Annotated in this window: 21 protein-coding genes; all 21 read left to right on the plus strand. The window is 68.1% G+C overall.

All coding sequences use genetic code 11. The features are described 5' to 3' along the window. Nucleotides 1-59: 59 nt before the first annotated feature. The 21 genes from AC2CHG_RS07030 (at nucleotide 60) to rpsH (ending at nucleotide 13,226) form a co-directional block, all read left to right on the plus strand. Entirely contained in the window at nucleotides 60-497 is a 438-nt protein-coding gene (locus AC2CHG_RS07030) for a hypothetical protein (protein ID WP_484524406.1), read from the plus strand. Between the two features lie 500 nt (nucleotides 498-997). Next, entirely contained in the window at nucleotides 998-1,372 is a 375-nt protein-coding gene (gene rpsL / locus AC2CHG_RS07035) for a 30S ribosomal protein S12 (protein WP_007465318.1), read from the plus strand. 1 nt (nucleotide 1,373) lies between these two features. Then, nucleotides 1,374-1,844, plus strand: a complete 471-nt coding sequence (gene rpsG / locus AC2CHG_RS07040) for a 30S ribosomal protein S7 (RefSeq protein ID WP_013288637.1) — start codon at nucleotides 1,374-1,376, stop codon at nucleotides 1,842-1,844. Nucleotides 1,845-1,919: 75 nt separating this feature from the next. Continuing rightward, nucleotides 1,920-4,016, plus strand: coding sequence for an elongation factor G (gene fusA / locus AC2CHG_RS07045; protein ID WP_194801425.1), 2,097 nt, complete (start codon nucleotides 1,920-1,922; stop codon nucleotides 4,014-4,016). 223 nt (nucleotides 4,017-4,239) lie between these two features. Further along, the gene (tuf, locus tag AC2CHG_RS07050) at nucleotides 4,240-5,433 is read left to right on the plus strand and encodes an elongation factor Tu (protein ID WP_013288635.1); all 1,194 of its coding nucleotides are present in this window, start codon (nucleotides 4,240-4,242) and stop codon (nucleotides 5,431-5,433) included. A 355-nt stretch (nucleotides 5,434-5,788) separates the two neighbouring features. After that, a complete protein-coding gene (gene rpsJ / locus AC2CHG_RS07055; RefSeq protein ID WP_007073037.1) occupies nucleotides 5,789-6,097 on the plus strand; it encodes a 30S ribosomal protein S10 in 309 nt (102 codons plus the stop codon). 11 nt (nucleotides 6,098-6,108) lie between these two features. Then, nucleotides 6,109-6,774 carry a 50S ribosomal protein L3 gene (rplC, locus tag AC2CHG_RS07060; protein WP_120573086.1) on the plus strand — a complete coding sequence of 222 codons (666 nt, stop codon included), beginning with the start codon at nucleotides 6,109-6,111 and terminating at the stop codon, nucleotides 6,772-6,774. Beyond that, nucleotides 6,771-7,436 carry a 50S ribosomal protein L4 gene (rplD, locus tag AC2CHG_RS07065; RefSeq protein ID WP_135242074.1) on the plus strand — a complete coding sequence of 222 codons (666 nt, stop codon included), beginning with the start codon at nucleotides 6,771-6,773 and terminating at the stop codon, nucleotides 7,434-7,436. Before rplC ends, rplD begins: the two co-directional genes overlap by 4 nt. After that, entirely contained in the window at nucleotides 7,433-7,735 is a 303-nt protein-coding gene (gene rplW, locus AC2CHG_RS07070) for a 50S ribosomal protein L23 (protein WP_013288632.1), read from the plus strand. Before rplD ends, rplW begins: the two co-directional genes overlap by 4 nt. Nucleotides 7,736-7,747: 12 nt before the next feature. Further along, on the plus strand, nucleotides 7,748-8,587 hold the full coding sequence (gene rplB, locus AC2CHG_RS07075; protein ID WP_013288631.1) for a 50S ribosomal protein L2: 840 nt from the start codon (nucleotides 7,748-7,750) through the stop codon (nucleotides 8,585-8,587). 12 nt (nucleotides 8,588-8,599) lie between these two features. Then, nucleotides 8,600-8,881 (plus strand): 30S ribosomal protein S19, encoded by a 282-nt coding sequence (gene rpsS, locus AC2CHG_RS07080; protein ID WP_007073032.1) that lies wholly within the window; start codon nucleotides 8,600-8,602, stop codon nucleotides 8,879-8,881. 40 nt (nucleotides 8,882-8,921) lie between these two features. Continuing rightward, nucleotides 8,922-9,371: a 50S ribosomal protein L22 gene (gene rplV / locus AC2CHG_RS07085; protein WP_013288630.1), complete on the plus strand. Its 450-nt coding sequence runs from the start codon at nucleotides 8,922-8,924 to the stop codon at nucleotides 9,369-9,371. Next, entirely contained in the window at nucleotides 9,371-10,243 is an 873-nt protein-coding gene (gene rpsC, locus AC2CHG_RS07090) for a 30S ribosomal protein S3 (RefSeq protein WP_194801424.1), read from the plus strand. The genes rplV and rpsC overlap by 1 nt, the downstream gene beginning before the upstream one ends. Before the next feature lie 3 nt (nucleotides 10,244-10,246). Further along, a complete protein-coding gene (gene rplP, locus AC2CHG_RS07095) occupies nucleotides 10,247-10,672 on the plus strand; it encodes a 50S ribosomal protein L16 (protein ID WP_007465292.1) in 426 nt (141 codons plus the stop codon). Further along, nucleotides 10,672-10,908, plus strand: coding sequence for a 50S ribosomal protein L29 (gene rpmC / locus AC2CHG_RS07100; RefSeq protein WP_013288628.1), 237 nt, complete (start codon nucleotides 10,672-10,674; stop codon nucleotides 10,906-10,908). Before rplP ends, rpmC begins: the two co-directional genes overlap by 1 nt. Beyond that, nucleotides 10,905-11,180 (plus strand): 30S ribosomal protein S17, encoded by a 276-nt coding sequence (gene rpsQ / locus AC2CHG_RS07105; RefSeq protein WP_128137051.1) that lies wholly within the window; start codon nucleotides 10,905-10,907, stop codon nucleotides 11,178-11,180. Before rpmC ends, rpsQ begins: the two co-directional genes overlap by 4 nt. A gap of 98 nt (nucleotides 11,181-11,278) precedes the next feature. Next, nucleotides 11,279-11,647 (plus strand): 50S ribosomal protein L14, encoded by a 369-nt coding sequence (gene rplN, locus AC2CHG_RS07110; RefSeq protein WP_007073026.1) that lies wholly within the window; start codon nucleotides 11,279-11,281, stop codon nucleotides 11,645-11,647. Then, nucleotides 11,644-11,964, plus strand: a complete 321-nt coding sequence (rplX, locus tag AC2CHG_RS07115) for a 50S ribosomal protein L24 (protein WP_013288626.1) — start codon at nucleotides 11,644-11,646, stop codon at nucleotides 11,962-11,964. Before rplN ends, rplX begins: the two co-directional genes overlap by 4 nt. Continuing rightward, entirely contained in the window at nucleotides 11,964-12,533 is a 570-nt protein-coding gene (gene rplE, locus AC2CHG_RS07120; RefSeq protein WP_013288625.1) for a 50S ribosomal protein L5, read from the plus strand. The genes rplX and rplE overlap by 1 nt, the downstream gene beginning before the upstream one ends. A 1-nt stretch (nucleotide 12,534) precedes the next feature. Next, nucleotides 12,535-12,720: a type Z 30S ribosomal protein S14 gene (locus tag AC2CHG_RS07125; RefSeq protein ID WP_007073023.1), complete on the plus strand. Its 186-nt coding sequence runs from the start codon at nucleotides 12,535-12,537 to the stop codon at nucleotides 12,718-12,720. Between the two features lie 98 nt (nucleotides 12,721-12,818). Continuing rightward, nucleotides 12,819-13,226: a 30S ribosomal protein S8 gene (gene rpsH / locus AC2CHG_RS07130; RefSeq protein WP_013288624.1), complete on the plus strand. Its 408-nt coding sequence runs from the start codon at nucleotides 12,819-12,821 to the stop codon at nucleotides 13,224-13,226. The last annotated feature ends 13 nt before the right edge of the window (nucleotides 13,227-13,239 follow it).

Genomic DNA, 13,239 nt, shown 5'->3' on the forward strand with positions numbered 1-13,239 from the left:
AGGCCGGACCGAGCGGAACGGCGAGCACGACGAGGGAGGCCCGTTCGAGGACGACGCGGATGTCGGCGGCGAAGGCCCCCCGCACGCCGGCCGAGACGCCGCGGCCGCCGAAGCGGGTCGACGCGGTGCCCGGTACGCCGTTCGGCGTGGTCCACCTCGACGTGCCGCCGGTCACCTCGGGCCTGGCGATCGGGTCGCTCGTCGCAGGCATCGCCGCGATCGGGGTGTCGCTGCTGGTGTTGTGCTTCGGCCTGGCCGGCCGCAACGTCGGCGGCGCCTGGGCGGCGGGCGCGTTCACCGTGCTGGGCGGGCTGATCGGCGTCGGCGCGATGGTGGCCGGGCTGCTCGCCCGGCGGCAGATCCGGCGGCCGGCGCCGCCGCCGTCGGTGCGCTTCACCGGCGCCGGCCTGGCCGTGGCGGGGATCTCCTGCGGGGCGGCGGGCCTGCTGTTCGGCCTGATCGGGCTCGCGCTGGCCCTGGTGGTGCAGATCACGTGACGCCGCGTCTGCGACGCCTGCGGCCGGTGACCTGCCTTGTGCGGTATGTCCGGGTGCCCGAAGGCCGGGCGGTGTCGGGGCCGCCGGGTCGCGCGGCGGACGAGCCGGTACACTTGTCACTGTAGGTGCCCATCACCGGCGCATCGGCGACCCGGAGACCGGGCGGCGGGCCGCACAGCGGTCCTTCCCGACCCATCCGTTTTGACCGGCGCGGCTGTGGTAGGTACTCTTTCCCCTTGTGCCCGGGCTCGCCCGGGCAATGCGTGCGTGCGCTGGAACCGGTCAGCCGGTGATCGCGCGGTCGCACCACCAAGACCAGAAGATCCGGTACGACGCGTCAGCGGCCGGCACCGGAACCGTGACTCGGGCGACACGCCCGACCGCGGGTGCTGGGGAGCCGTCAGGCGGCCCTGGTTGGAATGTAGGAGAGCCGCCCATCCGGACGGCTGGAGCAGACGGCGCGGTCGCCTCGCAGCGGCCGAAGGGAGCGGAGAAACCCGGTGCCCACCATTCAGCAGTTGGTCCGAAAGGGCCGTCAGGCCAAGACGACCAAGACCAAGACCCCGGCGCTCAAGGGGTCTCCCCAGCGGCGCGGCGTGTGCACCCGTGTGTACACCACCACCCCGAAGAAGCCGAACTCGGCGCTGCGCAAGGTCGCTCGTGTCAAGCTCAGCAGCCAGATCGAGGTGACCGCCTACATCCCGGGCGTCGGCCACAACCTCCAGGAGCACTCGATCGTGCTCGTGCGCGGCGGTCGTGTGAAGGACCTCCCGGGCGTGCGGTACAAGATCGTGCGCGGTTCGCTGGACACCCAGGGTGTCCGCAACCGCAAGCAGGCTCGCAGCCGCTACGGCGCGAAGAAGGAGAAGAGCTGACATGCCGCGTAAGGGACCCGCTCCGCGGAAGCCGCTGGTCGCTGACCCGGTGTACAACTCGCCCCTGGTCACCCAGCTGGTGAACAAGATCCTGCTGCGCGGCAAGCGTCAGCTCGCCGAGCGCATCGTGTACGCCGCCCTGGAGGGCTGCCGCGAGAAGTCCGGCACCGACCCCGTCGTCACGCTCAAGCGCGCGATGGACAACGTCAAGCCGACCCTCGAGGTGCGCAGCCGCCGTGTCGGTGGCGCCACCTACCAGGTTCCGGTCGAGGTCCGGCCGTCCCGTGCGACCACGCTCGGTCTGCGCTGGCTGGTGACCTACTCCCGCGCCCGTCGCGAGAAGACCATGGTCGAGCGGCTGATGAACGAGCTGCTGGACGCGAGCAACGGCCTCGGCGCCGCCGTCAAGCGGCGTGAGGACACGCACAAGATGGCCGAGTCGAACAAGGCCTTCGCGCACTACCGCTGGTAACACCTGAGGTTCCGGCGCCCACCGGCGCCGGAACCGCCACCAGTTGTGTCGAGACGACGATAAGTAGGGATTGAAGTGGCCGCCGCAGACGCGCTCGCCAACGTACGCAACATCGGCATCATGGCCCACATCGATGCCGGTAAGACCACTACCACCGAGCGAATCCTGTTCTACACCGGCATCACGTACAAGATCGGTGAGGTCCACGAGGGCGCCGCCGTCATGGACTGGATGGAGCAGGAGCAGGAGCGCGGTATCACCATCACTTCCGCCGCCACCAAGTGCGAGTGGAAGGGCCACACGATCCAGATCATCGACACGCCCGGCCACGTCGACTTCACGGTCGAGGTCGAGCGGTCGCTGCGTGTTCTGGACGGTGCGGTCGCGGTCTACGACGGCGTGGCCGGCGTGGAGCCCCAGACGGAGAACGTCTGGCGGCAGGCGGACAAGTACAACGTCCCCCGGATGTGCTTCGTCAACAAGCTCGACCGGACCGGCGCCGACTTCTTCCGCTGCGTGCAGATGATGATCGACCGGCTCAACGCCACCCCGCTGGTCCTCCAGATCCCGATCGGCGCCGAGTCCGACTTCATCGGCGTGGTCGACCTGGTCGAGATGCGTGCGCTGACCTGGCGCGGCGAGACCCAGAAGGGTGAGGACTACGCGGTCGAGGACATCCCGGCCGACCTCGCCGACTCGGCCGCCGAGTGGCGCGAGAAGCTGATGGAGACCCTCGCCGACGTCGACGACTCGGTGATGGAGAAGTACCTCGAGGGCGAGGAGATCTCGGTCGACGAGATCAAGGCCGCCATCCGCCGGGCCACCATCGCCGGCAAGGCCAACCCGGTCCTCACCGGTACCGCCTTCAAGAACAAGGGCATCCAGCCGATGCTGGACGCGGTCGTCGCGTACCTGCCCTCGCCGCTGGACATCCCGGCGATCGAGGGTACGGCCACCGACGGCGAGACCCCGCTGCAGCGGAAGCCCTCGGTCTCCGAGCCGTTCTCCGGCCTGGCCTTCAAGATCCAGACCGACAAGCACCTCGGCAAGCTGACGTACGTCCGGATCTACTCCGGCACGCTCGAGTCCGGTTCTCAGGTGATCAACTCCACCAAGGACCGCAAGGAGCGGATCGGCAAGATCTACCAGATGCACGCCAACAAGCGGGAGGAGCGCAGCTCCGCCCAGGCCGGCGACATCATCGCGGTGCAGGGTCTGAAGCAGACCACCACCGGTGACACGCTGTGCGACCCGGCGAACCCGGTCATCCTGGAGTCGATGACCTTCCCGGAGCCGGTCATCGAGGTGGCCATCGAGCCGAAGACCAAGGCCGACCAGGAGAAGCTCAGCACCGCCATCCAGCGGCTGGCCGAGGAGGACCCGACCTTCCGCGTCAAGCTGGACGACCAGACCGGTCAGACGGTCATCTCCGGCATGGGCGAGCTTCACCTGGACATCCTGGTCGACCGGATGCGCCGCGAGTTCAACGTCGAGGCGAACATCGGTAAGCCGCAGGTGGCGTACCGCGAGACCATCCGCCGCAAGGTGGAGAAGGTCGAGTACACCCACAAGAAGCAGACCGGTGGTTCCGGCCAGTACGCTCGCGTGATCATCAGCGTGGAGCCGCTGCCGCTGGGCAACGACGCCCCGACGTACGAGTTCGCCAACGCGGTGACCGGTGGCCGCATCCCCCGGGAGTTCATCCCCTCGGTGGACGCGGGTGCGCAGGACGCCATGCAGTACGGCATCCTCGCCGGCTTCCCCCTGGTGGGCGTCAAGCTCACCTTGGTGGACGGCCAGTACCACGAGGTCGACTCGTCGGAGATGGCGTTCAAGATCGCCGGCTCGATGGCGATGAAGGAGGCGGCCCGCAAGGCCGACCCCGCTCTCCTCGAGCCGATGATGGCCGTTGAGGTCACCACTCCTGAGGAGAACATGGGTGACGTCATCGGCGACCTCAACTCCCGGCGTGGCATCATCCAGGCGATGGAGGAGCGCAGCGGCGCTCGCGTCGTCCGGGCTCTGGTGCCGCTGTCGGAGATGTTCGGCTACGTCGGCGACCTGCGGTCGAAGACCCAGGGCCGGGCTAGCTACAGCATGCAGTTCGACTCCTACGCCGAGGTTCCGGCCTCGGTGGCCAAGGAGATCATCGCCAAGTCGACGGGTGAGTGACACTCACCCTCGGCTGATCCGATGACGCGAGGGCGGTCGCGGGAGGGTTCTCCCGCCCGCGGCCACCTCGATCGGGTTGCGTGAGACCGGGCCTGTAGGCTTCATCGCCGCAGAACCCACAAAAGCTCTCCGGCCTTCCGGCCGGAAAGGCTGTCGACAGAGTCCTAAGCGCCGAACGGCGCGCCGGGGCGAACGAACCAAGAAAGTCCACAGGAGGACACCAGTGGCGAAGGCGAAGTTCGAGCGGACTAAGCCGCACGTCAACATCGGCACCATTGGTCACATCGACCACGGTAAGACGACGCTGACGGCGGCCATCACCAAGGTCCTGCACGACCAGTACCCGGACCTGAACCCGTACACGCCGTTCGACGAGATCGACAAGGCGCCGGAGGAGAAGGCCCGCGGCATCACGATCTCCATCGCGCACGTCGAGTACCAGACCGAGGCGCGTCACTACGCGCACGTCGACTGCCCCGGTCACGCCGACTACATCAAGAACATGATCACCGGTGCCGCGCAGATGGACGGCGCGATCCTGGTGGTGGCGGCGACCGACGGCCCGATGCCGCAGACCCGCGAGCACGTGCTGCTGGCCCGTCAGGTCGGTGTGCCGTACATCGTCGTGGCGCTCAACAAGAGCGACATGGTCGACGACGAGGAGCTCCTGGAGCTCGTCGAGCTCGAGGTCCGTGAGCTGCTCTCCTCGCAGGAGTACCCGGGTGACGACCTGCCGGTCGTCCGGGTCTCGGCGCTGAAGGCCCTCGAGGGCGACCCGGAGTGGACCGGGAAGCTCCTGGACCTGATGAACGCCGTGGACACCGCGATCCCGCAGCCGGAGCGCGAGACCGAGAAGCCGTTCCTCATGCCCATCGAGGACGTCTTCACGATCACCGGTCGCGGCACCGTGGTCACCGGTCGCGCCGAGCGCGGCATCCTCAAGCCGAACGAGGAGGTGGAGATCGTCGGCATCCGTGAGAAGTCGATGAAGACCACCTGCACCGGCATCGAGATGTTCCGCAAGCTGCTCGACGAGGCCCGCGCGGGTGAGAACGTCGGTCTGCTGCTGCGCGGCATCAAGCGCGAGGACGTCGAGCGCGGCATGGTCGTCATCAAGCCGGGCACCACGACCCCGCACACGGAGTTCGAGGCGACGGTCTACATCCTCTCCAAGGAGGAGGGCGGCCGGCACACCCCGTTCTTCCAGAACTACCGCCCGCAGTTCTACTTCCGGACCACGGACGTCACCGGCGTCGTCACGCTGCCCGAGGGCACCGAGATGGTCATGCCGGGCGACAACACCTCGATGACGGTGAAGCTGATCCAGCCCATCGCCATGGAGGAGAACCTGAAGTTCGCGATCCGCGAGGGTGGTCGTACGGTCGGCGCGGGTCGCGTCACCAAGATCATCAAGTGAGCTGGGTAACCCCGATTAGCGTCGCCGCCGGTCGTGCGGCATACTAGTCAGGTTGCGTAACGACAGTCGGTCGCCTGCGTCCGGTTAACGCTGGACCTCCGGGAGTCAGACTGTCTCGCGTAGGGTGGTTGATCGCCATCGGCGGTCAACCACCCTCGCGCGGCGTCCAGGTCGCGGCCCCCGCGATCGGCGCCATGACCCACCGCGTGGTCAGAGAATCGCTCCGGAGTCCCCGGGCGGAGCCTGGCCCACGGGCGCGACACGCCCGACCGCGGGGGTCGGCGGAAGTGGGCCTGTGCCAGCCGGTACAGGCGCCCGCAACACAGCGGCATCGAGAGAAGGAACAGAAGCCACCATGGCGGGACAGAAGATCCGCATCCGGCTCAAGGCCTATGACCACGAGGTCGTCGACTCCTCGGCTCGGAAGATCGTCGAGACGGTGACGCGTACCGGGGCGCAGGTCGCTGGCCCGGTGCCGCTGCCCACGGAGATCAACCGTTTCTGCGTCATCCGCTCGCCGCACAAGTACAAGGACTCGCGCGAGCACTTCGAGATGCGTACGCACAAGCGTCTGATCGACATCATCGACCCGACCCCGAAGACGGTCGACTCGCTCATGCGCCTCGACCTGCCGGCTGGCGTCGACATCGAGATCAAGCTGTAGGGACCGGACAAATGGACAGGCAAGTCAAGGGGATCCTGGGCGCCAAGCTCGGCATGACCCAGGTCTGGGACAACAACAAGGTTGTGCCCGTGACCGTGGTTCAGGCCGGCCCGTGCGTCGTGAGCCAGGTTCGTAGCGCCGACAAGGACGGCTACTCCGCGGTCCAGCTGGCGTACGGGGTCATCGACCCGCGCAAGGTCAAGAAGCCGGTCGCCGGCCACTACGCCAAGGCGGACGTCGCGCCGCGCCGGCACATCGTCGAGCTGCGCACCTCCGACGCCGCGGACTACGCGCCGGGCCAGGAGGTCACGGTCGAGGAGTTCCCGGCCGGCGTCGTGATCGACGTGACCGGCAAGACCAAGGGCAAGGGCTACGCCGGCCCGATGAAGCGGCACGGCTTCCACGGTCTGCGTGCCAGCCACGGTGTCGAGCGCAAGCACCGCTCGCCCGGCTCGATCGGCGCCTGCGCGACCCCGGGTCGCGTCTTCAAGGGCACCCGGATGGCGGGCCGGATGGGTGGCGTGCGCTACACCGTCCAGAACCTGACCGTCCAGGCGGTCGACACCGAGAACAACCTCCTGCTCGTCCGCGGCGCCATCCCCGGCCCGAAGGGCGCGCTGGTCCTGGTCCGCACTGCGGCCAAGGCGAAGGTGAAGAAGGGCGGTGCGGCCAAGTGACCACCGTTGACGTCATCAACGTCGAAGGCGCCAAGAGCGGCTCCGTCGAGCTGCCGGCCGACATCTTCGACGCGCAGGCCAACATCGCCCTGATGCACCAGGTCGTGGTGGCCCAGCTCGCGGCGGCCCGTCAGGGTACGCACAAGACGAAGACCCGCGGCGAGGTCTCCGGTGGAGGCAAGAAGCCATACAAGCAGAAGGGCACCGGTCGTGCCCGCCAGGGCTCGACCCGCGCGCCGCAGTTCGCCGGCGGTGGCGTGGTCCACGGCCCGGTGCCGCGCGACTACAGCCAGCGCACCCCGAAGAAGATGAAGGCCGCCGCCCTGCGTGGCGCCCTCTCCGACCGGGCCCGCGCCGGCCAGGTGCACGTCGTCGAGGCGTTCGTCTCCGGCGAGAAGCCGTCCACCAAGGCGGCCCTGGCCACGCTGACCAAGCTCACCGAGGCCCGTCGGGTCCTGGTCGTGCTGAGCAGCACCGACGAGCTGAACTGGGTGTCGCTGCGGAACCTGCGCAACGCGCGGGACAGCCGGGTGCACCTGATCGAGGCCGGCCAGCTCAACACCTACGACGTGCTGGTGGCCGACGACGTGGTCTTCACCAAGGAGGCCCTGGACGAGTTCCTGGGCGTTCCCGCCGAGACCACCGAGGAGGATGGCAAGTGAGCACGATCGCCGATCCGCGTGACGTCATCGTCGCGCCGGTCGTCTCGGAGAAGAGCTACAGCGAGCTGAACCGCAACTGGTACACCTTCCTGGTGCACCCGGACGCCAACAAGACCGAGATCAAGATCGCTATCCAGCAGATCTTCAACGTCCGCGTCCTGACGGTCAACACGCTCAACCGCGAGGGCAAGCGCAAGCGGACCCGTACCGGGTTCGGCAAGCGCAAGGACACCAAGCGCGCGATGGTGAAGCTGGCTGACGGTGACCGTATCGAGGCCTTCGGCGGCCCGGTCAGCTGAGGGGTGTAGACAATGGCTATCCGTAAGTACAAGCCGACGACGCCGGGCCGGCGTGGCTCGAGCGTTGCCGACTTCGCCGAGATCACCCGGTCGACGCCCGAGAAGTCGCTGCTGGCTCCGCTGCCGAAGAAGGGCGGACGCAACGCCCACGGCCGGATCACCACGCGGCACCACGGTGGCGGCCACAAGCGCCAGTACCGTCTGATCGACTTCAAGCGGGTCGACAAGGACGGCGTGCCGGCGAAGGTCGCCCACATCGAGTACGACCCGAACCGCACCGCGCGCATCGCGCTGCTGCACTACGCCGACGGCGAGAAGCGCTACATCATCGCGCCGAAGGACCTGAAGCAGGGCGACCGCGTCGAGTCCGGTCCGGGCGCCGACATCAAGCCGGGCAACAACCTGCCGCTGCGCAACATCCCGGTCGGTACCACCATCCACAACGTGGAGCTGCGTCCGGGTGGCGGCGCCAAGCTGGCCCGCTCGGCCGGCGTCGGCATCCAGCTGCTCGGCCGTGAGGGCGCGTACGCGACCCTCCGCATGCCGTCCGGTGAGATCCGGCGCGTGGACGTGCGCTGCCGCGCCAGCATCGGCGAGATCGGCAACGCCGACCAGTCGAACATCAACTGGGGTAAGGCCGGCCGTATGCGGTGGAAGGGCAAGCGCCCGACCGTCCGTGGTGTCGCGATGAACCCGGTCGACCACCCGCACGGTGGTGGTGAGGGTAAGACCTCCGGTGGTCGTCACCCGGTCAACCCGCAGGGTAAGCCCGAGGGCCGCACCCGTCGTAAGGGCCAGCCGAGCGACCGGCTGATCGTCCGCCGCCGCTACGCCACGCGTAAGCGCGGCTGAGGGAGATAAGACATGCCTCGCAGCCTGAAGAAGGGCCCGTTCGTCGACGACCACCTGCTCAAGAAGGTGGAGACGCAGAACGACAAGGGCTCGAAGAACGTCATCAAGACCTGGTCGCGCCGCTCGACGATCATCCCGGAGATGCTGGGTCACACGATCGCCGTGCACGACGGACGTAAGCACGTCCCGGTCTTCGTGACCGAGGCCATGGTCGGGCACAAGCTCGGCGAGTTCGCGCTGACCCGCACGTTCAAGGGTCACGAGAAGGACGACCGGAAGAGCCGCCGGCGCTGACGCCGCGGGCATACGGATAGAGGAACAAGGGGTTACAGCGATGCCAGGAAAGGGCGACGCTCCGGTGCTTCCGGGCGCGCGGGCGGTTGCGCGGCACGTGCGCATCTCGCCGATGAAGGCGCGCCGGGTGGTCAACCTCGTCCGCGGCCTGCCCGCGAAGGAGGCGCTCACGGTGCTGCAGTTCGCGCCGCAGGCTGCGAGCGAGCAGGTGTACAAGGTGCTCGCGAGCGCGATCGCCAACGCGGAGAACAACGAGCGGCTGGACCCCGACGCGCTGCTCGTCAGCGAGGCGTTCGTCGACGAGGGCCCGACCATGAAGCGGTTCCGGCCGCGGGCGCAGGGCCGGGCGTACCGGATCCGCAAGCGCACGTGCCACATCACCGTGGCGGTCGAGGCGGTCGCGGCGGCCACGCCGAAGAAGTCGGCGAAGAAGGCCGCTCCGGCCAAGCCGGCCGCTGAGGAGCAGAGCACGACGGAGGGTGCCGAGTAATGGGTCAGAAGGTTCACCCGACCGGGTTCCGGCTCGGCATCTCGACCGACTGGAAGTCCCGCTGGTTCGCGGACAAGCTCTACAAGGACTACATCGGCGAGGACGTCAAGATCCGCCGCATGATGTCCAAGGGCCTCGAGCGCGCCGGCATCTCCAAGGTCGACATCGAGCGCACCCGTGACCGGGTCCGCGTCGACATCCACACCGCCCGGCCGGGCATCGTCATCGGCCGTAAGGGTGCGGAGGCCGACCGGATCCGTGGCGAGCTGGAGAAGCTCACCGGCAAGCAGGTCCAGCTGAACATCATCGAGGTGAAGAACCCCGAGTCGGACGCGCAGCTGGTCGCCCAGGGCGTCGCCGAGCAGCTGTCCAGCCGGGTCAGCTTCCGTCGGGCCATGCGCAAGGCGATGCAGTCCGCCATGAAGAACCCCGCCTGCAAGGGCATCCGGGTTCAGGTCTCGGGCCGTCTGGGCGGCGCCGAGATGAGCCGGACCGAGTTCTACCGCGAGGGCCGGGTTCCGCTGCACACGCTGCGGGCCAACATCGAGTACGGCTTCTTCGAGGCCCGTACCACCTTCGGCCGGATCGGCGTGAAGGTCTGGATCTACAAGGGCGACGCCGTCCCGGGCCGCGAGGCCCCGGCCGAGGCTGCCCCGTCGCGCGGCCCGCGCCGTGACCGTGGCGACCGGCCGGACCGGCCGCGCCGTGGCCGCTCGGGCTCGTCCGGTACGACCGCCGGTGGCACCGAGGCCGGCCGCGCTGCCGCGACCACCATCGCGCAGCAGGCGGAGACGCCGGCCGGTGAGCCGGTCGACAGCAGCGCTGTCGCCGCAGCCGCGACCCAGCCGGCAGAACAGCAGCAGGAGGGCTGACAGATGCTGATGCCGCGCAAGCCCCCGAAGGGCTTCCGCAAGCCGCACCACCCGGACCGCAGTGGCGCGTCCAAGGGTGGTAACCGGGTGGTGTTCGGCGAGTTCGGGATCCAGGCTCTCGAGCCGGCGTACGTGACCAACCGCCAGATCGAGTCGGCGCGTATCGCGATGACCCGCCACATCAAGCGTGGCGGCAAGGTCTGGATCACGATCTTCCCGGACCAGGCCCTCACCAAGAAGCCGGCCGAGACCCGGATGGGTTCCGGTAAGGGTTCGCCCGAGTGGTGGGTCGCCAACGTGAAGCCGGGGCGGGTTCTCTTCGAGATGTCCTTCCCCAACGAGCAGATCGCGCGAGAGGCGATGCGTCGCGCGATCCACAAGCTCCCGATGAAGTGCCGCATTGTTACGCGCGAAGTGGGTGAATCCTGATGGCAGCGGGCGTCAAGCCCTCCGAGCTGCGTGAGCTCTCCGAGGAGGAGCTGGTCACGAAGTTGCGCGAGGCGAAGGCGGAGCTGTTCAACCTCCGCGTGCAGGCCGCAACCGGGCAGCTGGACAACAACCGGCGGCTGCAGGTCATCCGCCGGGAGATCGCCCGGATCTACACGATCATGCGTGAGCGTGAGCTGGGTCTCTCGGCCGCGCCGACTGAGGTGACTGCATCATGAGTGAGAACACCACCGCCCCCGCGCGGTCCCGCCGCAAGGTTCGCGAGGGCCTCGTGGTCAGCGACAAGATGGACAAGACCGTCGTGGTCGAGGTCGAGGACCGCGTCAAGCACGCGCTGTACGGCAAGATCATGCGCCGTACGCGCAAGCTGAAGGTGCACGACGAGCAGAACTCGGCCGGCATCGGCGACCGGGTCCTGATCATGGAGACCCGGCCGCTGTCCGCCACCAAGCGCTGGCGGCTCGTGGAGATCCTCGAGAAGGCCAAGTAGCGAAGGCTCGAGCTCGGCCGGGTCTCGGTCGGGCGCAGGTTCCGCCAGGCTCCGGCCGCCCCGAGCGGCCGGAGAACCGGCAGACATAGGAGATAGACGTGATTCAGCAGGAGTCGCGACTGCGCGTCGCCGACAACACGGGTGCCCGGGAGATCCTGTGCATCCGGGTGCTCGGCGGCTCCGGTCGGCGCTACGCGAGCATCGGCGACGTCATCGTGGCGACCGTCAAGGACGCGATCCCCGGTGCCGGTGTGAAGAAGGGCGACGTCGTCAAGGCCGTCGTCGTTCGGACCGCCAAGGAGAAGCGGCGGCCGGACGGGTCGTACATCCGCTTCGACGAGAACGCCGCCGTCATCATCAAGGACGGTGGGGACCCGCGCGGTACCCGCATCTTCGGCCCGGTGGGCCGGGAGCTGCGGGACAAGCGGTTCATGAAGATCATCTCTCTCGCGCCGGAGGTGTTGTGACCGTGAAGGTCAAGAAGGGCGACACGGTCGTCGTCATCGCCGGCAAGGACAAGGGTGCCAAGGGCAAGGTCATCGCGGCCTACCCGCGGCAGGACAAGGTCCTGGTCGAGGGCGTGAACCGGGTCAAGAAGCACACCCGCATCAGCACCACCCAGCGTGGCGCCAAGACCGGTGGCATCGTCACCCAGGAGGCCCCGATCCACGTCTCGAACGTGATGGTCCTGGACTCCGACGGCAAGCCGACCCGCGTCGGCTACCGGATCGACGACAACGGCCAGAAGGTCCGCATCGCGCGTAGCACCGGTAAGGACCTCTGATGACCACGGCTACCGAAACCAAGACCCTGCCGCGCCTCAAGGAGCGGTACCGCAACGAGATCGTGGGCGAGCTGCAGAAGCAGTTCGAGTTCGCCAACCCGATGCAGGTGCCGCGGCTGGTCAAGATCGTCGTCAACATGGGTGTCGGCGAGGCCGCTCGCGACGCCAAGCTGATCGACGGGGCCGTCCGCGACCTGGCCACCATCACCGGCCAGAAGCCGCAGGTCCGGCGGGCCACCAAGTCCATCGCGCAGTTCAAGCTCCGCGAGGGCATGCCGATCGGCGCGAAGGTCACCCTGCGCGGCGACCGGATGTGGGAGTTCCTGGACCGGCTGCTCTCGATCGCGCTGCCGCGTATCCGTGACTTCCGCGGCCTGGACGGGCGCAAGCTCGACGGGCACGGCAACTACACGTTCGGCCTGACCGAGCAGTCGGTGTTCCACGAGATCGACCAGGACAAGATCGATCGCCAGCGGGGCATGGACATCACGGTGGTCACGACCGCCACGACCGACGACGAGGGCCGGGCGCTGCTCAAGCTCCTGGGCTTCCCGTTCAAGGAGAACTGAGATGGCCAAGAAGGCGCTGATCCTCAAGGCGGCCGCGAAGCCGAAGTTCTCGGTTCGCGCGTACACCCGCTGCCAGCGGTGCGGGCGTCCGAAGGCGGTCTACCGCAAGTTCGGTCTCTGCCGGGTGTGCATCCGGGAGATGGCCCACCGCGGTGAGCTGCCCGGCGTGTCCAAGGCTTCCTGGTAATAGCCCGGCGCGCTCCGGCGCGTCAGCTGAACTGTCTCTTCGCCGTAGGCCCCGGGCCTGGCCCGGGGAACCCCGGCGAGAAAGGTTGACGAGTTTTCATGACGATGACCGACCCGATCGCAGACATGCTCACGCGTCTGCGTAACGCCAACCAGGCGTACCACGACCGGGTGACGATGCCCTACTCGAAGATCAAGGCGAACATCGCCGAGGTCCTCAAGGCCGAGGGTTACATCGCCACCTGGTCGGTCGAGGAGCCCGAGGAGGGCGCCGTCGGCAAGCGACTGGTCGTCGAGCTGAAGTACGGCCAGAACCGCGAGCGGAGCCTGGCCGGCATCAAGCGCGTGTCCAAGCCCGGTCTCCGGGTGTACGCCAAGTCGGACGGGCTCCCGCGGGTGCTCGGCGGGCTGGGCGTGGCGATCATTTCGACGTCCCAGGGGCTGCTCACCGACCGGCAGGCCCGCAAGCGGAGCGTTGGCGGGGAAGTCCTCGCCTTCGTCTGGTAACGGGAGACAGGTA

Source organism: Micromonospora sp. ATLC20, assembly GCF_057196585.1.

What these genes read in the sequence shown, in the direction of transcription:
- rplP (WP_007465292.1), top strand. Translation starts at nt 10,247, where the DNA reads ATGCTGATGCCGCGCAAGCCCCCGAAGGGCTTCCGCAAGCCGCACCAC.
- AC2CHG_RS07125 (WP_007073023.1), top strand. Translation starts at nt 12,535, where the DNA reads ATGGCCAAGAAGGCGCTGATCCTCAAGGCGGCCGCGAAGCCGAAGTTC.
- rpsH (WP_013288624.1), top strand. Translation starts at nt 12,819, where the DNA reads ATGACGATGACCGACCCGATCGCAGACATGCTCACGCGTCTGCGTAAC.
- rpsJ (WP_007073037.1), top strand. Translation starts at nt 5,789, where the DNA reads ATGGCGGGACAGAAGATCCGCATCCGGCTCAAGGCCTATGACCACGAG.
- rplC (WP_120573086.1), top strand. Translation starts at nt 6,109, where the DNA reads ATGGACAGGCAAGTCAAGGGGATCCTGGGCGCCAAGCTCGGCATGACC.
- rpsC (WP_194801424.1), top strand. Translation starts at nt 9,371, where the DNA reads ATGGGTCAGAAGGTTCACCCGACCGGGTTCCGGCTCGGCATCTCGACC.
- rpmC (WP_013288628.1), top strand. Translation starts at nt 10,672, where the DNA reads ATGGCAGCGGGCGTCAAGCCCTCCGAGCTGCGTGAGCTCTCCGAGGAG.
- rplV (WP_013288630.1), top strand. Translation starts at nt 8,922, where the DNA reads ATGCCAGGAAAGGGCGACGCTCCGGTGCTTCCGGGCGCGCGGGCGGTT.
- AC2CHG_RS07030 (WP_484524406.1), top strand. Translation starts at nt 60, where the DNA reads ATGTCGGCGGCGAAGGCCCCCCGCACGCCGGCCGAGACGCCGCGGCCG.
- rpsG (WP_013288637.1), top strand. Translation starts at nt 1,374, where the DNA reads ATGCCGCGTAAGGGACCCGCTCCGCGGAAGCCGCTGGTCGCTGACCCG.
- rplE (WP_013288625.1), top strand. Translation starts at nt 11,964, where the DNA reads ATGACCACGGCTACCGAAACCAAGACCCTGCCGCGCCTCAAGGAGCGG.
- rpsQ (WP_128137051.1), top strand. Translation starts at nt 10,905, where the DNA reads ATGAGTGAGAACACCACCGCCCCCGCGCGGTCCCGCCGCAAGGTTCGC.
- rplB (WP_013288631.1), top strand. Translation starts at nt 7,748, where the DNA reads ATGGCTATCCGTAAGTACAAGCCGACGACGCCGGGCCGGCGTGGCTCG.
- rpsS (WP_007073032.1), top strand. Translation starts at nt 8,600, where the DNA reads ATGCCTCGCAGCCTGAAGAAGGGCCCGTTCGTCGACGACCACCTGCTC.